Here is a 22,351-nt window from a genome sequence, read left to right on the forward strand (position 1 = left end):
ATTCATGCCCACGCAGTACGCACGTTCGCGGTTCGAATCCACATTTCGACTGCATAAACTCTGCACCGCGTGGGCATAAATGCCCACCCTACGAATCCCTCACCTCGAGCACCGCCTCTAAAATCCGAGCGTTTTTGAGCCATCGCACTGCTTCGGTGTTAATGTCGTTAACACGTTAACTATCTCCCGTGCCGCGATGACTCCCGAATCCCACGCGATCCCGACCGCCAATGGCGCCACGCTTGCCGCGACCCTGTTCAACGCGTCCGCACCAAAAGCCCTGGTCCTGATCCATCCCGCCACCGCCGTCACGCAAGCCTTCTACGAACACTTCGCCCGCCACCTGGCCGGCATCGGCCTCACGGCGCTGACCTACGACTACCGCGGCACCGGCGCCTCGCGCGGGCGCAGCCTGCGCGGCGAAACGCTCACCATGGCCGACTGGATGCTGGAAGACGTCCCCGCCGTCACGCGCTGGGCCGCCGAACGCTTTCCGGGTCTGCCGTTGCTGGCCGTCGGCCACAGCGTCGGCGGCCACGCGCTGGTGCTGTCCGGCGACGGTCACCCGGTGCGCGCGGGCGTGCTGGTCGCCTCGCATGCCGGCATCACACGTACCATCCGCGGCCGGGCGGAGCAGGCCAGGGTCTGGTTCGTGATGCGCGTGCTCGGGCCGCTGCTGTGCGCCCTCAACGGCTACATGCCCGGCCGGCGTATCGGCCTGGGCGAGGACCTGCCGAGTGGGGTGATGCTGCAGTGGAGCCGCTGGGCCACGCTGCCGCGCTACTTCTACAACGATCCGGCGCTGGACGCCGTGCGGCGCGCCGCGGCAGTGCGCATGCCCTTGCTGGCGCTTGGCTTCGATGACGATCCTTGGGCCAATCCGCACGCGATGGACATCCTTCTCGAGCCGGTAAGCGGCGCGCCGGTCGAGCGGCGCCAATTCGATCCGCGCGGGCTGGGCCTGGGAGGCATTGGCCACATGGGCTTTTTCCGCAAGCGCTGCGGGCCGGCGCTCTGGCCCGCGGTCGACGAGTGGCTGCTGGCCCGGGCCGCTGAGCGGGAGCGCGTATGAGCGCGGTGAAACGCGCGCCGCGCTTCGTCTTCCTCGTCAACCGCGCCCAGCGTGCGATGATGCGCTGGATCGAAGGCCGGCCCGCCGCCTGGGAAGGGGCCAGCGCCGCCCAGGCCGGCCTGCTGTTCCTGCTGGCCGGACGCCCGTCCGCGTCGGATGCGGCATCGATCGGCGAGATCGCCGCGGCACTGGAGGTGGCGCCGGCCGCCGTGACGAATCTGTCGAAGCGGATGGAGGCGGCGCGGCTGGTCGAGCGCGTCGCCGATCCGCTTGACGCCCGCATGACGCGCTTGCGCCTGAGCGCGGACGGGATGGCGGCCAGCCTGCAGGCGAAGGCGGTGCTGGCGCAACTCAACGCCAGGCTGTGCCGGGGCTTCAGCACGGAAGAATTGCAGATCGTCGCGCGCTGGCTCGAGCACTCGGCCGCCGTCTTGAGCGAACCGGACGATTCCTAGTTCGCGCTGCGCTTGAAGCGCGGCGCGGGCTACTTTATGCTGATTCCAGTCCAACATCAGCGGAGGCGAGTATGTTGCTTGGTGGCTGTTATTGCGGCGCGGTGCGCTATGTCGTCGACGGCGAGATCTTCCACAACACCTTGTGTCACTGCAGCGATTGCCGGCGCATCGCCGGGGCGCCGGCCGTGGCCTGGTTCAGCGCGCACATGAACGCCCTGCGTTTTACCAAGGGCAATCCCGCCACCTTCCGCTCCAGCGAGCACGTGCTGCGCGGCTTTTGCGCCACCTGCGGCACGACGCTCACCTACCAGGACGACCGCCAGCCCGACGAGATCGACATCGCCACGGCAAGCCTCGACGATCCGGAAGCGGCGGCGCCGCAGGACCATACTTTCGCCGGCGAGCGGCTGAGCTGGATGCGCATGGCGGACGGCTTGCCGGCCTATCCGCGCACCCGGTCGGAGGGATACGGATGAACTCGTTTTGTCCCGCGTTTTTTCCTCTCTTGCGGCAAACAGCGTGAAGCCGTTCACAGACGCGTACACAGCAGACCCGTAATGTCGTTCCATTGCCAACCACCGAGGAAGCCGACATGGATTCGATCAACCGCAATCAGCCCGAACTCAACCGCCGCGACCTGAGCGGCGAAGAAGCGCGCAAGCGCATTCGCGAAACGGCCAAGGAAGCCAAGACCTGTTTCTTCTGTACCGCCAACGGCACGGGTGCGGACGGCGGCGTGCGCCCGATGAGCGTGCTGCAGGCCGACGAGGCCGGCCACCTGTGGTTCCTGAGCGCCATCGACAGCCACAAGGACGCCGAACTGCTCACGAACCCGCAAGTCAAACTGTATTTCCAGCGCAGCACCCATGCCGGTTTCATGGAGCTCGACGGCATCGCGACGGTGTCGCAAGACCGGGCCAAGATCAAGGAGTTGTGGGACTTCACCCTGAAGACCTGGTTCACCGAGGGCGAGGATGACCCGCGCATTTCCGTCATCCAGGTGGTGCCGAAAAGCGGCTACTACTGGGACAACAAGCACGGGCAGGCGGTTGCCGGCGCCAAGATGCTGGTCGGCGCGGCGATCGGCAAGACCCTCGACGATTCGATCGAAGGGACGCTGACGCCATAAGGCATCGCAAGCGTGGGGGAGGGAGGAATGATCGAGCTCGACCATGTAATCGTGTCGGCACGCGACCGGGTGGCGTCGGCCCGGCTGCTGGCCTCCCTGTTCGACGTGCCCTGGGACGAGACGGCGCTCGGCATTTTCTCCGCCGTCTACGTCAACCCCGGGCTGACGCTCGACTTCATCACGACCGACGAGGACTTCCCGGTCGAGCACTTCTGTTTTCGCGTCAGCGATGCCGAGTTCGACGCGATCCTCGACCGTCTGGAAGCCGCCGGCATCGGCTGGCGCGGCGACGTGCGCGGCCGCAACGACGGCCAGGTCGGCACTGCGCACGGCGGACGCAACATCTATTGGGACGAGCCGGACAATCATCGCTGGGAGATCCTCACCAAAAGCTATGCGCGACGGCCTGGCTGAGCCGGCTCCCCCCGTTTTTCATTGCCGCGCACGCCATTGTCAGCCTGCCGTTAGAATGGGCCTCACTGAAAAACGCAGGAGCAGCACATGCAACGTAAGGCTTTGGTAGTAGGGATCACGGGTATCGGCGGCAATCACGTCGCGCGCGAATTGCTGGCGAACGGCTGGGAAGTGGTCGGTTTGTCGCGCCGCGCGCCCCAGGATTTGCCGGGCGTGCGCCACGTCGCCGCCGACTTGCTGGATGCAAGCGGATTGCAGGCCGCACTGGCAGGGGTGGAGCCGACCCACGTCTTCATCACCACCTGGATGCGCCAGGATACCGAGCAGGAAAACATCCGCGTCAACGCCGCGCTGGTGCGCAACCTGCTCGACGCGCTGTCGCCGCAGAAGAGCGTGCGCCACGTGGCGCTCGTCACCGGCCTGAAGCATTATCTCGGCCCCTTCGAGGCCTATGCCAGCTCGGGCACGCTGCCCGACACGCCGCTGCGCGAAAGCCAGCCGCGCCTGCCGCTGGATAATTTCTACTATGCCCAGGAAGACGAAGTCTATGCCGCGGCCGCGCGCGACCGCTTCACCTGGAGCGTGCACCGTCCACACACCATCATCGGCCTCGCGGTCGGCAACGCGATGAACCTCGGCACCACGCTGGCCGTGTACGCCACCATCTGCAAGGAGACCGGGCGTCCCTTCCAGTTCCCGGGTTCGGAGGCGCAGTGGAAAGGCCTGTCCGACGTCACCGACGCGCGCATGCTGGCCAAACAACTGGTCTGGGCCGCCGATACCGACGCGGCCAAGAACGAAGCCTTCAATATCGTCAACGGCGACGTGTTCCGCTGGAGCTGGCTGTGGCCGAAGCTGGCGGACTGGTTCGGCGTCGAGGCAGCCGGCTACAGCGGCCGGATCCAGCCCCTGGAAGCGGCGATGGCGCAGGATGCGCCGCTGTGGCGCGAGATCGCGACCCGCCACAATCTCGCCGAGCCCGACCTGGATCGCCTGGCATCGGCCTGGCACACCGATCTGGATCTCGGCCGTCCGCTGGAAGTCATGACCGACATGGCCAACAGCCGTCGCCTGGGCTTCACGGCCTACCAGGCCACCGACGCCTCCTTCTTCGATTTGTTCGAACGGCTGCGTGCCGAGCGCCTGATTCCCTGAGCAAGTCAGGACTGGCATGGACGGGAAGGCCAAGCAGCCGCGCCATATTGTCCTGGTGACGATCGGCTCGGCAGGCGACCTGTTTCCCTTCCTGCGCATCGCGCTGGCGCTGCGCGAGGCCGGACACCGGATGAGCTTTCTCGGCCCGGTCCAGCACGAAGCTTTCGTGCGCGAGGCCGGCTTGCCCTTCCACGGCTTGCCGGCCGACCCGGCCGTGCTCGACCATCCCGACCTGTGGCACCCGACGCGCGGCTTTGGCGTCGTCTGGGAAGCCACGCGTCCGGCAATGGCCGCCGTTCCCGCCTTCATGGCCGCGCTGCCGCCAGACGAAAAATGCACCATGTTGGTGCATCCGCTGGCCTTGCCGGAAGCGGACCTGTGCCGCGCCGCGCGTCCGGGCCTGCGCATCGCCGCCGTCTTCCTGGCGCCGTCGAATCTGCCGACCGTCCACGACCCGCTGATGCTCGGTCCCTGGCGCGTGCCGTGCTGGGTCCCGATTGGTGTGCGCCGGCGCCTGTGGCGGGCGGCGGCCAAGCGCTTCATCGATCCGGTCGCGCTGCCCGGCGTGAACGCGGCGCGCGCCTCGGCCGGCCTGGCGCCTGTCAACACGCTCATCGACAGCATCACCGCTATCGCCGACCTGTCGATCGCGCTCTTTCCCGACTGGTTCGCGCCGACGCAACCGGACTGGCCGCGTCCGCTGGTGCGCAGCGGCTTTCCCCTGTTCGACCCGCAGCCGGACGCCGCCCTGTCCGGCGAATTGCAGCATTTCCTCGGGCAGGGCGGACGCCCGCTCGTGTTCACGCCCGGCACCGGCAACCGCCAGGCGCGTGCCTACTTCGCCCACGCCATCGAGGCCACGCGCCTGCTGGGCGAACGCGCCGTCTTCCTCACGCCGCACCGCGACCAGCTGCCCGCCGAGCTGCCGCACCACGTGCTGTGGCAGGACTACGTGCCCCTGCGCGCCTTGCTGCCGCAGATCGCGCTGCTGGTGCACCACGGCGGCATCGGCACCACGGCCGAGGCGCTGCACGCGGGCACGCCGCAGCTGGTGGTGCCGCTCGCGCACGACCAGTTCGACAACGGGGCGCGGGTCGAGGCATTGGGCGTGGGCCTGTCGCTGCCCGCCACGCGCCTGAATACGCGCAGGCTGGTCGCCGGGTTGGAGGCCTTGCTGGACGACGATGGCCTGCGCGGGCGTTGCCGGGCGGTAGCAGCCAACTTCAGCCACGATGCCGGGATCGGGGACGTACTGGACGCGCTCGAGGCACTGGCGCGCTAAGCCCGTGTCGATCGCCGCAGGCGGCGCTTTGGTGTGTCAACGCACCGTCAATGTTCCCTGGGCACGGTTAAATGAGGCGATCGACAGCACAGCGACGGAGCGGGCGATGCGACGCAAAGCGGAAGGCCATGACACGGCAGGTGCCAACAGGGACAACCCGGCCGGCGGCAAGACGGGAGGCACAACGCGCCCCGGCTATGTACGCGTACGCGGCGCGCGCGAGCACAACCTGAAGAACGTCAGCCTCGACATCCCGCGCGACGCCCTGGTCGTGTTCACCGGCGTGTCCGGCTCCGGCAAATCCTCGCTCGCCTTCGGCACCCTGTATGCCGAAGCCCAGCGGCGCTACCTGGAATCGGTCTCGCCCTATGCGCGCCGCCTGTTCCACCAGATGCCGGTGCCGGAAGTCGACGAGATCGACGGCCTGCCGCCGGCCGTCGCCCTGCAGCAGCAGCGCGGCTCGCCGACCACGCGTTCCTCGGTCGGCAGCGTGAGCACCTTGTCCAACTCCTTGCGCATGCTGTATTCGCGCGCCGGCGACTATCCCGAAGGGCAGGAGCTGCTCTACGCCGAGTCGTTTTCGCCGAACACGCCCGAAGGCGCCTGTCCCGAGTGCTCGGGCCTGGGCCGCGTATACGAGGTGACGGAACAGTCGATGGTGCCGGACGATTCGCTGACCATCCGCGAGCGCGCGGTGGCCGCCTGGCCACCGGCCTGGCATGGCCAGAACCTGCGCGACATCCTGGTCACCATGGGCTACGACGTCGACACGCCCTGGCGCGACCTGCCGAAGAAGGACCGCGACTGGATCTTGTATACCGACGAGACGCCGACCGTACCCGTCTACGCCGGCCTGACGCCCGAGGAAACCAAGCGCGCCCTGAAACGCAAGGAGACGCCGAGCTACCAGGGCACCTTCACCGGTGCGCGCCGTTACGTGCTGCAGACCTTCGCCACCACGGAAAGCGCTTCGATGAAGAAGCGCGTGGCGCGCTACATGGTCAGTACCGAATGTCCGCTATGCCGCGGCAAGCGCCTGCGCCAGGAAGCCTTGTCGGTCACCTTCGGCGGCGTCGACATCGCCGACATCTCGCGCATGCCGCTGGCGAGATTGCACGCCATGCTGCTGCCTTATGCCGGCGGCAAGGCGGCCGACGACAAACGCCGCGCCAAGCTGCACCCCGAGCAGTTGATCGTCACCCAGCGCATCGCCGAAGACCTGGTCGCGCGCCTGGAGGTGCTGCTGGCCCTGGGCCTGGGCTATCTGGCCCTGGAACGCAGCACGCCGACCCTGAGCCCGGGCGAACTGCAGCGCCTGCGCCTGGCGACCCAGGTGCGCTCGAACCTGTTCGGCGTCGTCTACGTGCTGGACGAGCCTTCGGCCGGCCTGCATCCGGCCGATACCGAAGCCCTGCTGACGGCGCTCGACCAACTGAAAGCCTCGGGCAACTCGCTGTTCGTGGTCGAGCACGCGCTGGACGTGATCCGCTGCGCCGACTGGATCGTCGACGTCGGGCCGGCCGCCGGCGAGAAGGGCGGCGAGGTGCTGTACAGCGGCGAACCGGAGGGCCTGAAGAAAATCGAAGCGTCGCAGACCCGGCGCTACCTGTTCGACGAGGCGCAGCTAGCGGTGCGCGAGCGGCGCGAACCGGCCGGCTGGCTGCGCCTGGAAGGCGTCACCCGCAATAACCTGAACAAGCTGAAGGTCGAATTCCCGCTCGGCATACTGACCGCCGTCTGCGGCGTGTCGGGTTCCGGCAAGTCGAGCCTGGTCAGCCAGGTGCTGGTCGACCTGGTCGCACGCGAGCTGGGGCAGGGCACCACGGCACTCGAGATGGAGGAAACCGACGAGCTCGAACAGGAGGCGGCCCTGCCGCTGGAGGGTCACATCGTCGGCGGCATGGAGGCGATCCGGCGCATGGTGCGGGTCGACCAGAAGCCGATCGGGCGCACGCCGCGTTCGAACCTCGCCACCTATACGGGCCTGTTCGACCAGGTGCGCAAGCTATTCGCCGCCACCAAGCTCGCCAAGTCGCGCCGCTACGACGCCGGCCGCTTTTCCTTCAACGTCGCCAAGGGCCGCTGCGAAAACTGCTCCGGCGAGGGCTCGGTGATGGTCGAGCTGCTGTTCCTGCCCAGCGTCTACGCGCCATGCCCGGTCTGCGCCGGCGCGCGCTACAACGCCAAGACGCTGGAAGTGACCTATAAAGACAAGAACATCGCCGAAGTGCTCGGCATGACCGTCGATGCGGCGGCCGAGTTCTTTGCTGGTGAGCCGCTGGTCGAGCGCTCGCTGGAAGTGCTGCGCGAGGTGGGCCTGGGCTACCTGCGCCTGGGTCAGCCGGCCACCGAACTATCGGGCGGCGAAGCCCAGCGCATCAAGCTGGCCACCGAACTCCAGCGCACCGGCCGCGGCAATACCTTGTATGTGCTGGACGAGCCGACCACCGGCCTGCACCCGTCGGACGTCGACCGCCTGATTGTCCAGTTGGAGCGCCTGGTCGACGCCGGCAACACGGTGGTCGTGGTCGAGCACACGATGCGCGTGGTGGCTGCCTGCGACTGGGTGCTCGACATCGGACCCGGCGCCGGCGACGAGGGCGGCACCGTGGTCGCGGCCGGCACGCCGGAAACGGTGGCGGGCGCCGCGAAAAGCCGCACTGCGCCGTATTTACGTCCGGCGCTGGGCCGGTAAACACAGGGAAGGAGCGCACGGTTGAAGTGACCAGAAAGGTGTCATTTGCGTTACACTTAAGAACTTTTTTCTTAAAATAAACGCAACACATGACCGGCACCTCGCTCGATAACTCCCAGTTCCGCCGCATTCTTGCCCGTAACGTTGCCCTCCCGCTTGGCCTCTCGGTCCTGAGCGCGATTGTGTTCGTGGCGATCGTCGCCTACCTGGTCAGCGTGCTGAACTGGGTCGAGCACTCGCAGGAAGTCATCGGCAAGGCCAACGAGGTCAACAAGCTTGTGTCCGACATGGAAGCGGGGATGCGTGGCTACGTGATCTCCGGAGACGAAAGTTTCCTCAGCCCGTACACGGTCGCCAAGCCCAAGGTCGCAGTCGAGATGGATGCCCTGCTGCGCCTGGTCGGCGACAACAACGCCCAGGCCGACCGCCTGAACCGGGTGCGTGGCGCCCATGCCGAGTGGCTCAAGTTCACCGAGGACATGATCGAGCGCCGCCGCGAGAAGCAGGATGTGGTGCAGTCGATCATGAGCGGCCGCGGCAAGAGCCTGACCGACGACATGCGTGCGCAGTTCGCCGCCTTCGTGAACAATGAAAACGCGCTGCTGGTCGAGCGCGGCGAAGATGCACGCTCGGTGATCGCCTGGTCGGTCGGCTCCTTCCTGATGTTCACGCTGGTCGTGGGCGGCTTGCTGGCCGCCTTCGGACGGCGCGAACTGGTGCGCCTGTCGACCAGCTACGACGACATCCTGCGCCACGAGAACGAACACAATGCCGAGCTGCGCCACCTGAGCTGGCTGCGCAGCGGCCAGACCGAGCTCGCATCGAAGAGCATCGGCCTCAATTCCCTGGAAGCGCTGGCCGAGGCCGTGCTGGACCACGTGGTGCGCTACCTGGGCGGCTCGGTGGCGGCCATGTATTTCCGTAACGAAGAAGGCACGCTGCGCCGGATCGGCGCGTACGGGTTCTCGGTAGACGAGGAGCGCGCGAAAATCATCCCGCGTGGCGCTTCGCTGGCCAGCCAGGCTGCCAACGAAAACCGCCTGGTGCGCATCAAGGAATTGCCCGAGGATTACGTCAAGGTGATGTCCAGCCTGGGCGAAACGGCGCCGCGCGAAATCGTGATCGCGCCTTTCAACAACTTCGGCAAGGTCAAGGGCGTGATGGAAATCGGTTTCCTGCACCCCGTGCGCGACCGCGACATCGAATTCCTGAAGCTGGTCGGCGACGCCATCGGCGCCTCGGTCGGCGCGGTGGTGTACCGCCAGCGCCTGCAGGATGCGCTCGACGAGAGCCAGGCCCTGAACGAAGAGCTGCAAGTCCAGCAGGAAGAACTGCGCACCGCCAACGAGGAACTCGAAGAACAGTCGCGTGCCCTGGAAGAATCGCAGACCAGCCTGGAAAACCAGCAGGCCGAACTGGAGCAGACCAACGACCAGCTGGCCGAGCAGGCCCTGAACCTGGACATGAAGAACGCGGCCTTGACCGAAGCCCAGGAGCAATTGCGCGCACGTGCGATGGACCTGGAACGCGCCAGCCGCTACAAGTCGGAGTTCCTGGCGAACATGTCGCACGAACTGCGCACGCCGCTGAACAGCTCGCTGATCCTGGCCAAGCTGCTGGCCGACAACGTGCCGGGCAACCTGAACGAAGAGCAGGTGCGCTTTGCCCAGACGATTTATTCGGCCGGTAACGACCTGCTGCACCTGATCAACGACATCCTCGACATCTCGAAGGTCGAGGCCGGCAAGCTGGAGCTGCTGCCGGAAGACCTGCCGATCCGCCGCACCGTCGAGGGCCTGGGCCGCACCTTCGAGCCGCTGGCCAAGCAGAAGGACCTGCGCTTCAGCCTGACGGTCGAGCCGAACGTCCCACCGACCCTGCACACCGACCGCCAGCGCCTGGAACAGGTACTGAAGAACCTGCTGTCGAACGCCGTCAAATTCACCGAGCAGGGCGAGGTCAGCCTGACAGTCAGCGCGACCGACGAAGGCTGGGTCCAGTTCACGGTCGTCGATTCGGGCATCGGCATTGCGCCGGACCAGCAGGAACGCATCTTCGAAGCTTTCCACCAGGCCGACGGCACCGCGAACCGCCGCTTCGGCGGTACCGGTCTCGGCCTGTCGATCTCGCGCGATCTGACCAGCCTGCTGGGCGGCACCCTGGTGGTGTCGAGCACACCGGGCGAGGGCAGTACCTTTACCCTGAGCATGCCGAGAAACGGCATGGTTTCGGCCGCGCCACCGGCCCCGCGCGCTGCGGCGCCCGCTCCCCGTCCGGCGCGTCCGCTGCCGGCCCCGGCACCGGAGCCCGTCGAACCGGTCGAGGAAGCGCCAAGCCGTTCCTCCTTCCCGGATGACCGCGCCCAGAGCCCCGAGGGCGTGCGCACCGTGCTCGTGATCGAGGACGAACCCGACTTCGCGCGCATCCTGTTCGACCTCGCGCACGACATGGACTACCGCTGCCTGGTGGGACTGACGGCGGGCGAAGGCCTCGAGCTGGCCGCCAGCGAAAGCCCGGACGCGATCCTGCTCGACATCCGCCTGCCGGACAGTTCCGGCCTGTCGGTGCTGCAACAGCTGAAGGACAACCCGGCCACCCGCCACATCCCGGTGCACGTGGTGTCGAGCATGGAAAACGGCGGCGAGGCCCTGCACCTGGGTGCGATCGGCTATGCGCTGAAGCCGACCAGCCGCGAGCAGCTGGAAGACGTGTTCCGCAAGTTGCAGGAAAAGAGCGCGCAGCAGATCAAGCGCGTGCTGCTGGTCGAGGACGACGAGCGCCAGCGCGAGAGCGTGGTGCAGCTGATCGCCGACGAGGACGTCAAGATCGACGCCGTCGGGTCCGGCGAGGAAGCCCTGGCCTTGCTCCGCAGCGAGATTTTCGACTGCATGATCATCGACCTCAAATTGCCCGACATGCAGGGCAAGGAATTGCTCGAGCACATGTCGCAGGAAGAGCTGGTGTCTTTCCCGCCGGTGATCGTGTACACGGGACGCAACCTGACGCGCGACGAAGAAGCCGAACTGATGAAGTACTCGCGTTCGATCATCATCAAGGGCGCCCGTTCGCCCGAACGCCTGCTGGACGAGGTGACGCTGTTCCTCCATAAAGTGGAATCGCAGCTCTCGACCGAGCGCCAGCACATGCTGAAAACCGTGCGCGGCCGCGACCGCGTGTTCGAGGGCCGCACCATCCTGCTGGTGGACGACGACGTGCGCAACGTCTTCGCCCTGACGAGCGCGCTGGAGCAGCGCGGCGCCAACGTGGAAGTGGCGAGAAATGGCTTCGAAGCCATCGCAAAAGTCGACGAGGTGGCAGGGATCGACCTGGTGCTGATGGATATCATGATGCCAGGCATGGACGGCCTGGAAGCGACGCGCCGCATCCGCGCCGACGGCCGCTTCAACCGCCTGCCGATCATCGCCATCACGGCGAAAGCGATGAAGGACGACCAGGAGCAGTGCCTGGCCGCCGGCGCCAACGACTACCTGGCGAAGCCGATCGACCTGGCGCGCCTGTACTCGCTGCTGCGCGTATGGATGCCGACCATGGAGCGTATCGGCTGATGAAGCACCCTCCGGACAATATCGACATCGAACTGCGGATGCTCGTCGAGGCGGTCTACCTCAAGTACAATTACGACTTCCGCGACTACACTGGCGCCTCGCAAAAGCGCCGCGTGCTGGTCGCGCTGCGTGAAATGGAATGCGCGACCGTCTCCGAGCTACAGGCGAAAGTGCTGCACCAGCCGGAAGCGTTTGCACGGCTGCTGCAATATCTCACCATTCCCGTGACCGAAATGTTCCGCGACCCCGAGTACCATGCGGCGCTGCGCAGCCAGGTCGTGCCGCACCTGTCGACTTACCCGTCGCTGAAGCTGTGGGTGGCCGGCTGCTCGACGGGCGAGGAGGTGTATTCGCTGGCGATCCTGCTGCACGAAGAGGGGCTGCTCGAACGCAGCATCATCTACGCCACCGACATCAATCCGGAATCGTTAGAAAGCGCGCGGCGCGGCGTGTTTCCGCTCGACCGGATGCGCCTGTACACCGAGAACTACCAGAAGGCGGGCGGCAAGCGCGCGTTTTCCGACTATTACACGGCGGCCTATGGCGGCGCGCTGTTCGAGCGTTTCCTGGTCGACAACGTGACCTTCGCCGACCACAGCCTGGCCACCGACAGCGTGTTTTCGGAAACGCATTTCGTCAGCTGCCGCAACGTCATGATCTACTTTAACCGGCGCCTGCAGAACCGCGTGCTGGGCCTGTTCCACGACTCGCTCTGCCACCGCGGCTTCATGGCCCTGGGCAGCAAGGAAAGCATCGACTTTTCGACCTACGCGAACAAGTTCGAGCCGATCGCGCGGCGCGAACGCATCTTCCGCAAGGCGGCGGAATGAAGGCGAAGGTGGACACCGCCGCGCAATCGGCGCAGTCTGTCGAGGATGCCCTCGCGGGCCGCCGTATCGAGGCGATCGTGATCGGCGCCTCGGCCGGCGGCGTGGATGCGCTGGTCGAGCTGCTGCCGGCGCTGCCGCCGGATTTCAGGCCGGCCACGGTGTGCATCCTGCACGTGCCGTCCGACCGTGAAAGCCGCCTGGCCGAGCTGTTCGCCGCGCGCCTGGCCCTGCCGGTGCGCGAAGCGGTCGACAAGGCGCCGGTGGAAGACAATACCGTGTATTTCGCGGGCGCGGGCTACCACCTGTCGATCGAACAGGACCGCGTCTTTTCCCTCAGCTGCGAGCCAAGCGTACACTATGCGCGTCCGGCCATCGACGTGCTGATGGAGTCGGCCGCCGACGCCTATGGCGACGGCCTGGCCGGCATTCTGCTTACCGGCGCCAACATCGACGGCGCCGAAGGGATGCAACGGATCAGGCAGCGCGGCGGCCTGACCATCGTCCAGGACCCGGCAGGGGCGCAGGCGAGCGCCATGCCGGAAGGGGCCATCCGGCTGTGCGCCCCGCACCTGGTTTTGCCGCTGGCCGCGATCCGCGCGCTGCTGCCACAGCTGGAGACAACATGAGCCTACAAGAACCAAGCAAACTCCTCATCGTCGACGACCTGCCGGACAACCTGCGCGCCCTCGATGCCCTGATCCGCGACGAGCAGCGCCTCGTGTTCCACGCCCACTCGGGCGAGGAGGCGCTGGCGCTGCTGCTCGAGCACGAGTTCGCGCTGGCCATCCTCGACGTCCAGATGCCGGGCATGGATGGGTTCGAGCTGGCCGAGCTGATGCGCGGCACCGAGCGCACGCGCCACATCCCGATCGTTTTCGTCTCCGCCGCCGGCCGCGAGCTGAACTATGCCTTCAAGGGCTACGAGACGGGTGCCGTCGACTTCCTCTACAAGCCGCTTGACCCGGACGCGGTGCGCGGCAAGGTCAACGTGTTCGTGGCCCTCGACCAGCAGCGGCGCGAGACGCGGCGCCAGATGGAAGCGCTGGAAAAGAGCCGGCGCGAACAGGAAATCCTGCTGCAGGAATTGAACGCGACCCAGGCCGAGCTGCAGCGCTCGCTGCGCATGCGCGACGAATTCATGTCCCTGGTTGCCCACGAGCTGCGCACGCCCCTGAACACCCTGTTCCTGGAAACGCAGATGCGCACGCTGCATTTGAAACGCGGCAATCTGCAGGCCTTTGCCGGCGAGCAGATGGGCGCTATGATCAAGCGCGACGAGCGCCAGATCAAGGCCATGATCCGCCTGATCGACGATATGCTCGACGTCACGCGCATGAGGAACGGCACCCTGTCGGTGCGTCCGGCCCAGGTCGAACTGATGGGCATGCTCGAGCGCGTGGTCAGCGACCTGTCGCTGCAGGCCGCCGCCAGCGGCTGCGCCATCACGCTGGCGCCGCACCCGCCGGTCACCGGCGTCTGGGACGAGTTCCGCATCGAGCAGGTCGTCGTTAACCTGCTCACCAATGCGCTGCGCTACGGCGGCGGCTGCAATGTCGAAGTGCAGGTCGTGGTAGAAGGCAAGTGCGCCCGCATCGACGTCATCGACCAGGGCAAGGGGATTTCGCCGGAAGACGTCGAGCGCATCTTCCAGCCCTTCGAGCGCGGCGCCCGCAACGGCGAGCCGAAAGGCCTGGGCCTGGGCCTGTACATCTCGCGCCAGCTGGCCGTCGCCCACGGCGGCGAACTGAGCGTGACCAGCACGCCGGGGCAGGGCTCGACCTTCAGCCTGGCGCTGCCTTGCGATGTGGCGGTGGCCTGCGCCGCGGTGTCCGCCTGAACCGGCAGAAGGACCAGCGAGCCGCCATGGAAACGCCCTCCGATCCGATGGCACAGCCCGCGCTGGATTTCAAGGCGCTGTTCGACGCCATACCCTCGCCCTGCCTGGTGCTGTCTCCCGAGCTCCGGATCGTTTCGGTAAATCAGGCATATCTGAACGCAACCAGTACGCGGCCCGAGGATCTGCTGGGGCGCGGCATGTTCGACGCCTTTCCGGACAACCCCGACGATGCCTCGGCAAGCGGCGTGGCCAACCTGCGCGCCTCGCTGCAGCGCGTCCTGCATACCGCTTGCGCCGACACGATGGCGATCCAGAAATACGACATCCGGATTGCGACGGAGGGGAACCAGTTCGAAGAGCGTTTCTGGAGCCCGGTCAATACACCGGTACTGAATGCCGACGGCGTGGTCACGCACATCATCCATCGTGTGGAAGACGTGACCGATTTCGTCCGGACGAAAGTCCGTAGCGCCCTGATGGCGTCCCGGCTCGACGACCAGGCGGTCGAGATCGAAATCGCGAACCGGCGGCTGCGCGAAGCGAACGAGACGCTCGAGCAAAGGGTGGCGGCCCGCACCGAAGCGCAACGGCTGACGAAAGAAAAACTGCGCGCCAGCGAACTGCGTTTTCGCCTGATGGCCGACTCGATTCCGCAAATCGTCTGGATCGTCGACGACCGTGGTCATGGGGTGTACTTCAACAAGCAGTGGGCGGCGTATACAGGCATTACCCTGGACCCGACCGATCCCGCCGAAGTCTCGGCGCAATTCGTGCATCCCGACGATCACGTGGTCACGATACGGGCATGGGACGCCGCGCGCGCGGGTGGCGGACATTTCAGCGTCGAGCACCGGATCCGGTCCGCGGCCGGCGAGTATCGCTGGTTCCTGGTCCGCGCGGAGGCCTACCGCGATCCGCAGTCGGGGCGGATACTGATGTGGTTCGGCACCTCCACCGACGTCCATGACCGCAAGCTGGCCGAGGCCGAGCTCGGCGCGCGCGAAGAACAGCTGCGCCTGGCCACCGACGCCGCCGACGTCGGCGAATGGGATGTCGACCTGGCCAGCCAGACCATGTACTGGCCCGCCCGGGTAAAGGCCATGTTCGGCATATCGCCCGATCGTCCCGTGACGCTGGCGGACTTCTACGCCGGTGTGCATCCGGAGGACCGGGAACGCACCTTTGCCTCCTTCGAGGCGGCCGCCGATCCGCAGCTGCGTCTCCAGTACGACGCCGAATACCGGACGATCGGCAAGGAAGACGGGCGCGTCCGCTGGGTCGCCGCCAAGGGCCGCGGGCTGTTCAACGAGGAGGGCAAATGCGTGCGTGTGATCGGGACGGCCATCGACATTACCGGACGCAAGGCGAACGACGAAGCCTTGCGGGAGAGCGAAGAACGCCTGCGCCAGGCCGATCGCCGCAAGGACGAGTTCCTGGCCATGCTGGCGCACGAGCTGCGTAATCCCCTGGCGCCGATCAGCGCGGCTGCCGAGCTGCTGCAAATGGGGAAACTGGACGAGGAACGCATGCAGCGCACCAGCCGCATCATCGGGCGCCAGGTCAGGCACATGACAGGTCTGGTGGACGACCTGCTGGACGTATCGCGCGTGACGCGCGGCCTGGTGGAGCTCGAGATGCTGCCGGTGGACCTCAACCACGTCATTGCCGACGCCGTGGAGCAGGTCACGCCGTCGATCCGCGCGCGCCACCACCACCTGGAAATGCGCTTGACGCCGCAGGCGACGCTGGTGCAGGGCGACAAGAAACGGCTGGTGCAGGTACTTGCCAACGTCCTCAACAATGCTGCCAAGTACACGCATGAATGCGGCAACATCCGCGTGCGGACCGATGTGCGGGACACTTCCTTGCTGGTCGAGGTGTTGGACGACGGCATCGGCATGACGCCGGAACTGGTGTCGCGCGCCTTCGACCTGTTTGCGCAAGCCGAGCGCTCGCCGGACCGCTCTTCAGGCGGGCTCGGGCTCGGACTGGCGCTGGTCCGCAGCCTGGTCGAGCTTCACCACGGTACGGTGAGTTGCGCCAGCCCGGGCCCCGGCCAGGGCAGCACCTTCACCATCTGTCTGCCGCGCCTGGAGACCCAGGGGAGCGGTCACGCAAGCGATGCAAGGACCAACGACGCTTCAGATCGGCAGGCGCGCGGCCTGCATATCCTGGTCGTGGACGACAACGTGGATGCGGCGGCGCTGCTGGCCATGCTGCTGGAAGCATCCGGGCACGTGGTCGTGGTCGAGCATGCCGCACGCCGGGCGCTGGCACGGGCCAGGGAAGAGGCGTTCCAGGTTTGCCTGCTCGATATTGGCCTGCCCGAAATGGATGGAAACGAACTGGCACGCCAGTTGCGCACCTGCCCGAGTACCGCCGGATCGGTACTGATTGCCGTTACCGGCTACGGCCAGGAAAAAGACCGCGAACAGACCAAGGCTGCCGGGTTCGATCATCACCTCGTCAAGCCGGTCGATAACCATATGCTCGCTTCGATACTGGCGACGGTGAAACCGTCCTGAGCCGGGAATACGCCTGCGCGGCTCCTATCGCGCTCATCCACAGGTTTCGACATAGGCCACTGCGGGTTGCAGGCCCGCACGCATCTTCGTCACCTTACCGCCCGTCACTTCCAGGATAATGGCGGCGCGGCCGTCGGCGCTGGGGAAGCTGACGTAGTTTCCGTTCTCGTCGTATTTGTGGGCGCTCACCTGCGCCTTCGGATGGCGGCTGCGGACCTGCTCCAGCGTATCGCCATAGGAAACGCCTACCGCATTGTCGACACCGGGCCCGGCATCGGCACGCGTCACGATACCGTTCTCCACCATGAAGCGGAGATTCGGCAGGGCGGGAAAGCGCACCATGCTGCAGGCCGGATCAAAGGCTTGCGGCAATGCGGCCTTGCCGCCCGTGGCCTGTTCGGCCTGCGCGAGGGACATGCCGAAGCGAATCGGACCGATTCCCCCGGCGCTCAGCAGCGCTGCCGCCGGCGCGGCGGGTAACGGGGGCGAGGACGGCATCTCCCTTGAACATGCGCTCATCAGCGCGATCATCCCAAGCACCAGATAAGTTCGCATCGTCCAGCCTTTCCTCGTGATCGATGTCCCGACTATACGGCGAACGCTACATGGATGGCGCGGCGTCCAATCGGACCCGCGGTTGCAAAGACCGTGGGTTTCCCTCACACTGGCGAGTCTTGCGAGAACGATAGGAAACTGATCCCTGCCAACGACGGCCGGCCCTTTTTCCTCCTCGCGATAGTAGAAATTAATCGATTGGATGAGATCAATTAATTTTACAAACGGATGTGAGCGCTCTACACTTGCATCCATCAACTTTGATTCACAACACAACAGGAGCTTCCATGTCCCTTATCAACACCGAGATCAAGCCATTCAAAGCAACCGCTTACCACGCAGGCAAATTCATCGACCTGACGGAAGAGAATTTCAAGGGCACCTGGTCCGTCCTGATGTTCTACCCGGCCGACTTCACCTTCGTTTGCCCGACCGAACTGGAAGACCTGGCTGACTTCCAGCCTGAATTCGAAAAGATGGGCGTGAAAGTCTACGGCGTGTCGACCGACACCCACTTCGCCCACAAGGCATGGCACGACACCTCGGACGCCATCAAGAAAGTCAACTACCCGCTGATCGGCGACCCGACCGGCACCCTGGCACGCAACTTCCAGGTCATGATCGAAGAAGAAGGCCTGGCACTGCGCGGCACCTTCGTCATCAATCCTGAAGGCCAGATCAAGGTCATGGAAGTGCACGACAACGGCATCGGCCGCGACGCGTCGGAACTGATGCGCAAAGTCAAGGCTGCCCAGTACGTCGCCGCTCACCCAGGCCAGGTGTGCCCAGCCAAGTGGACCGAAGGCGCAGAAACCCTGACCCCTTCGCTCGACCTCGTCGGCAAGATCTAAGCAGTCAGTAGTACGTAGTTAGCAGTACCGGGATGCCGGCCAGGGAAACCGCCGGCATCCATTCTTCACCGAATAAAAGGAAAAACCATGCTGGATGCAAATCTCAAAAAGCAGTTACAAGCCTATTTGGAAAAAGTGGTGCAGCCGATTGAGATCGTTGCATCGCTCGATGACTCGCCAAAAGCGCGAGAAATGGAAGAGCTGCTCAAGGAAATTACTTCCCTGAGCGCCAAGATTACTTATCGCGATGACGGCAAGGGCGCACGCAAGCCGTCCTTCGCCATCAACCGCGTCGGCACCGACATCGGCATCGAATTCGCCGCGATTCCGCTCGGCCACGAATTCACCTCGCTGGTCCTGGCCCTGCTGCAAGTCGGCGGCCACCCGATCAAGTTCGACGACGCGGTGATCGAACAGATCAAGAACCTCGACGGCGACTACGTCTTCGAAGCCTTTATTTCGCTGTCCTGCCATAACTGCCCGGAAGTCGTGCAGTCGCTGAACTCGATGTCGATCATCAATCCGCGCATCAAGGTCACGACCATCGACGGCGGCCTGTTCAAGGATGAAGTCGAGTCGCGCCAGATCCTGGCCGTGCCGATGATGTTCCTGAACGGCGAGCACTTCGGCCAGGGCCGCATGAGCGCCGAGGAAATCCTCGCCAAGCTCGACACCGGCGCCGGCAAGCGCAAGGCCGCCGAACTGAGCAAGAAAGAAGCCTTCGACGTGCTGATCGTCGGCGGCGGTCCTGCCGGCGCGGCCGCGGCGATCTACGCCGCCCGCAAAGGCATCCGTACCGGCGTCGTGGCCGACCGTTTCGGCGGCCAGGTGCTCGACACCCTGGCGATCGAGAACTTTGTCTCGGTCAAGGAAACCGAAGGTCCGAAGTTTGCCGTCTCGCTGGAAGAGCACGTCAAGCACTACGAAGTCGACATCATGAACCTGCAGCGCGCGGCCAAGCTCGAGAAGAACGAGGACGCCAAGTTGTTCGAAGTGACGACCGAGGACGGCGCCGTGTTGAAATCGAAGTCGGTGATTATCTCGACCGGTGCCCGCTGGCGCGAAATCAACGTGCCGGGCGAAAAAGAGTACAAGAACCACGGCGTGGCCTATTGCCCGCACTGCGACGGTCCGCTGTTCAAGGGCAAACGCGTGTCGGTGATCGGCGGCGGTAACTCGGGCGTCGAAGCGGCCATCGACCTGGCCGGCATCGTCGAGCACGTGACCCTGATCGAATTCGGCGCCGAACTGCGCGCCGACGCGGTCCTGCAGCGCAAGCTCTATAGCCTGAAGAATGTGGACGTGATCAAGAGTGCCCATACCACGGAAATCCATGGCGACGGCAAGAAAGTCACGGGCCTGTCGTACAAGGACCGCAACAGCGGCGAGGTCAAGACCATCGAGCTGGCGGGTGTGTTCGTGCAGATCGGCCTGGTGCCGAACGCCGAATGGCTGAAGGGCACGATCGAGCTGTCGCCGTATGGCGAGATCGAAGTCGACGTGCGTGGCGAAACCTCGCTGCCGGGCGTATTTGCCGCCGGCGACGTCACCACGGTGCCGTTCAAGCAGATCGTGATCGCCGTGGGCGAGGGCGCCAAGGCTTCGCTGGCCGCCTTCGACTACATGATGCGCCTGCCGACCGACGAGACCGATGCGGTCGATATGGAAGCCAAGGCTGCCTGATCGATTGCTTCACAAAATAAAACGCCATCCCGGTGCAAGTCGGGATGGCGTTTTTTTCGGCCGCGCCGCACAGAAAACAAAAACGCCATCCCGATCGGATGGAGTTGCTCTTTTATTAATTGCCGGTTCGTACGCTGAACCGGTCTGAAACTATTGCCCGGCGTTATCGTGCGCCGGGACAGGCCATGTTTTGCGACAATAGATTTCAGCCAGACATCACTGGCGAAACCTGTCGCACATGGCGCAGGATTCAGTGAAACATCAGGACCGCTGCGCTCTGCAGGGTGTTCGTTTCGAAGATCAGCCAGGCAGCGGCGCTGGCGAGGGCAAGTTGGAGCGCGGTCAGGGTAGTGGGGATCGAGCGCATCATGATTGTTTCTCCGGGTCTTCACATTTCGCGTTGGTATGGTGCCATTCTGAGGCCAGGGCGCTTTGCGCGGCATCGGCGGGGATTCCTCCGTTCTGTAGGAATAGACCTTGCGCAACTGTCTCAACAGCGAGAAGGGCCACCAAGTGCCGCTCCTACGCCGCATCTAGCCGGCGTCCTATAGTCGTGCTCGCGGCCGCATCTTAGAGTGCGGGCATGACCCGACACGACCCCCAACTCCTGCATAACGGCCTGCTCGCAGTGCGCCGTCACTCCATCAACAAGCTGCTGCGCTCCGTGTTCGGCATCGCACGCCTACGCGACGGCCAGCAGCGCGTCATCGACAGCGTCCTCGACGGCAAGGACACGCTGGCGATCATGCCCACCGGCGGCGGCAAGTCGCTGTGCTACCAGATTCCAGCGCACCTGCTCAAGGGCCTGACGGTCGTCGTCTCGCCGCTGATCTCGTTGATGAAGGACCAGCTGGGCAAGCTGGAGGAGCTGGGCATCGGCGCCTGCCAGGTCAACAGCAGCCTGCATGCCGACGAAGAACACGCAGCGCTGGAAGCCATCGCCGCAGGCACCTGCCGTATCGTGTTCTGCACGCCCGAACGATTGTCTTCGCCGGAATTCCTCGCCGTGCTCAAGCAAACCGACGTGGCCCTGGTCGCCATCGACGAAGCCCATTGCATTTCCCAATGGGGCCACGATTTCCGTCCGGCCTATATCGAGATGGCGGCCGCCATTGCCGCGCTCGGCCATCCGACCGTGCTGGCCCTGACCGCTACCGCCACCGATGAAGTAATCGAGGACATCGGCCGCCAGCTGAACCGGCCACGCATGAAGGTCATCAATACCGGCATCTACCGCCCGAACCTGCACTACAGCGTGGTGCAGGTCACCAATCCCGACGAAAAATTCTCCGAAGCCCGGCGCCTGGTGGCCGACACCGAGGGCGTCGGCATCGTCTACGCCGCCACCGTCAAGGCGGCCGAAGAGATGCACCGCATCCTCGAAGAGGCCGGCGAATCGGTGACGATCTACCACGGCAAGCTCTCCAGCGCCGAACGCAAGGCAAACCAGGACCTGTTCATGAACGACGAGCGGCGCGTCATGGTCGCGACCAACGCCTTCGGCATGGGCATCGACAAGAGCGACACCCGCTTCGTGATCCACCTGCAGATCCCGGCGAACCTCGAATCCTATTACCAGGAGTCCGGACGGGCTGGGCGCGACGGCAAGGATGCCCAGTGCACGCTGCTCTTCCTGCAGAACGACAAGCGCCTGCAGCAGTTCTTCCTCGTCAAACACTATCCGGACGCCGACGAGATCCGCTCGGTCTACGAGGCCGCCCGCGAACTGGCGGAAGAGGGCACGGTCACGACCGAAGGCATCGAGGAAAAGCTGGGCGACCTGAACGAGGCGAAGATCAAGGTCTGCCTCAAGCTGCTGAAGGACGGCAAGTTCGTGCGCCAGAACCGCAAGCTCGAGTTCGTCATCACGGCCAACGAACCGAAGGCGGCCAACTTCGCGCAGCTGGCCGAGATCTACGTGCAGAAGCAGGAGCACGACCGCGAATCGCTGGAAAAGATGGTCGGTTATGCCGTGAGCGGCTTCTGCCGCTGGAAACTCATGCTCGACTATTTCGGCGACGAGGTGGAAGGCTTCGAGAAGTGCTGCCGCTGCGACAACTGCAAGAATCCACCGGCGCTGGCGCTGGAAGACATCGAAATCCGCGACGACGAATTCGATCACACGCCCGAGCCGGAACCGGCCGGCCCCCATTTCGAAGCGGGGATGAAGGTGAAGGTGCCGAAGTACGGCGCGGGCGTGGTGGCCTCGGTAGCCGGCGACCAGGTCAGCATCGACTTCCCGGACGGCGAGCAAAGGAGCTTTATGGCAGACTTTGTCGAGATCGTTTAAGCCGGAAAGGTC

17 protein-coding genes are annotated in these 22,351 nt (G+C 65.1%); 16 read left to right on the plus strand and 1 reads right to left on the minus strand.

The genetic code is table 11. The annotated features are described in order from the left end of the window. The first annotated feature begins 196 nt into the window (after positions 1-196). The 13 genes from C2862_RS08935 (at position 197) to C2862_RS08995 (ending at position 16,960) form a co-directional block, all read left to right on the plus strand. Entirely contained in the window at positions 197-1,072 is an 876-nt protein-coding gene (locus tag C2862_RS08935; protein WP_136219777.1) for an alpha/beta fold hydrolase, read from the plus strand. Continuing rightward, positions 1,069-1,527, plus strand: a complete 459-nt coding sequence (locus tag C2862_RS08940; RefSeq protein ID WP_136219778.1) for a MarR family winged helix-turn-helix transcriptional regulator — start codon at positions 1,069-1,071, stop codon at positions 1,525-1,527. The genes C2862_RS08935 and C2862_RS08940 overlap by 4 nt, the downstream gene beginning before the upstream one ends. A gap of 71 nt (positions 1,528-1,598) precedes the next feature. Then, positions 1,599-2,003: a GFA family protein gene (locus C2862_RS08945; protein WP_136219779.1), complete on the plus strand. Its 405-nt coding sequence runs from the start codon at positions 1,599-1,601 to the stop codon at positions 2,001-2,003. A 116-nt stretch (positions 2,004-2,119) separates the two neighbouring features. Beyond that, a complete protein-coding gene (locus C2862_RS08950; RefSeq protein WP_136219780.1) occupies positions 2,120-2,656 on the plus strand; it encodes a pyridoxamine 5'-phosphate oxidase family protein in 537 nt (178 codons plus the stop codon). A gap of 27 nt (positions 2,657-2,683) precedes the next feature. Beyond that, positions 2,684-3,070, plus strand: a complete 387-nt coding sequence (locus C2862_RS08955) for a VOC family protein (RefSeq protein WP_136219781.1) — start codon at positions 2,684-2,686, stop codon at positions 3,068-3,070. An 87-nt stretch (positions 3,071-3,157) separates the two neighbouring features. Next, entirely contained in the window at positions 3,158-4,225 is a 1,068-nt protein-coding gene (locus C2862_RS08960) for an SDR family oxidoreductase (protein WP_136219782.1), read from the plus strand. A 16-nt stretch (positions 4,226-4,241) separates the two neighbouring features. Beyond that, positions 4,242-5,507, plus strand: a complete 1,266-nt coding sequence (locus tag C2862_RS08965) for a glycosyltransferase (RefSeq protein WP_136219783.1) — start codon at positions 4,242-4,244, stop codon at positions 5,505-5,507. A gap of 106 nt (positions 5,508-5,613) precedes the next feature. Beyond that, positions 5,614-8,202: an excinuclease ABC subunit UvrA gene (gene uvrA / locus C2862_RS08970; RefSeq protein ID WP_136219784.1), complete on the plus strand. Its 2,589-nt coding sequence runs from the start codon at positions 5,614-5,616 to the stop codon at positions 8,200-8,202. 89 nt (positions 8,203-8,291) lie between these two features. Further along, complete coding sequence (locus C2862_RS08975) at positions 8,292-11,768, plus strand: response regulator (protein WP_136219785.1); 3,477 nt, start codon at positions 8,292-8,294, stop codon at positions 11,766-11,768. Further along, complete coding sequence (locus tag C2862_RS08980; protein ID WP_136219786.1) at positions 11,768-12,598, plus strand: protein-glutamate O-methyltransferase CheR; 831 nt, start codon at positions 11,768-11,770, stop codon at positions 12,596-12,598. Before C2862_RS08975 ends, C2862_RS08980 begins: the two co-directional genes overlap by 1 nt. After that, positions 12,595-13,224 carry a chemotaxis protein CheB gene (locus C2862_RS08985; RefSeq protein WP_136219787.1) on the plus strand — a complete coding sequence of 210 codons (630 nt, stop codon included), beginning with the start codon at positions 12,595-12,597 and terminating at the stop codon, positions 13,222-13,224. The genes C2862_RS08980 and C2862_RS08985 overlap by 4 nt, the downstream gene beginning before the upstream one ends. Continuing rightward, a complete protein-coding gene (locus tag C2862_RS08990) occupies positions 13,221-14,435 on the plus strand; it encodes a hybrid sensor histidine kinase/response regulator (protein WP_136219788.1) in 1,215 nt (404 codons plus the stop codon). The genes C2862_RS08985 and C2862_RS08990 overlap by 4 nt, the downstream gene beginning before the upstream one ends. A 26-nt stretch (positions 14,436-14,461) precedes the next feature. Further along, positions 14,462-16,960 (plus strand): PAS domain-containing protein, encoded by a 2,499-nt coding sequence (locus tag C2862_RS08995; RefSeq protein ID WP_136219789.1) that lies wholly within the window; start codon positions 14,462-14,464, stop codon positions 16,958-16,960. 33 nt (positions 16,961-16,993) lie between these two features. Here C2862_RS08995 and C2862_RS09000 read toward each other — a convergent pair whose 3' ends face one another. After that, positions 16,994-17,515 (minus strand): hypothetical protein, encoded by a 522-nt coding sequence (locus C2862_RS09000; RefSeq protein ID WP_136219790.1) that lies wholly within the window; start codon positions 17,513-17,515, stop codon positions 16,994-16,996. A gap of 287 nt (positions 17,516-17,802) precedes the next feature. Here C2862_RS09000 and ahpC point away from each other — a divergent pair, with 287 nt between their 5' ends. From ahpC to C2862_RS09015, 3 genes are all read left to right on the plus strand, one after another. Beyond that, entirely contained in the window at positions 17,803-18,366 is a 564-nt protein-coding gene (gene ahpC / locus C2862_RS09005) for an alkyl hydroperoxide reductase subunit C (RefSeq protein ID WP_136219791.1), read from the plus strand. An 87-nt stretch (positions 18,367-18,453) separates the two neighbouring features. Continuing rightward, the gene (ahpF, locus tag C2862_RS09010; RefSeq protein ID WP_136219792.1) at positions 18,454-20,049 is read left to right on the plus strand and encodes an alkyl hydroperoxide reductase subunit F; all 1,596 of its coding nucleotides are present in this window, start codon (positions 18,454-18,456) and stop codon (positions 20,047-20,049) included. Between the two features lie 583 nt (positions 20,050-20,632). Then, positions 20,633-22,339, plus strand: coding sequence for an ATP-dependent DNA helicase RecQ (locus C2862_RS09015; RefSeq protein WP_136219793.1), 1,707 nt, complete (start codon positions 20,633-20,635; stop codon positions 22,337-22,339). Positions 22,340-22,351 lie beyond the last annotated feature (12 nt).

Origin of the sequence: Massilia sp. Mn16-1_5 (genome assembly GCF_004798585.1) — a bacterium.
In the GTDB taxonomy this organism is placed as follows: Bacteria; Pseudomonadota; Gammaproteobacteria; order Burkholderiales; family Burkholderiaceae_D; genus Telluria.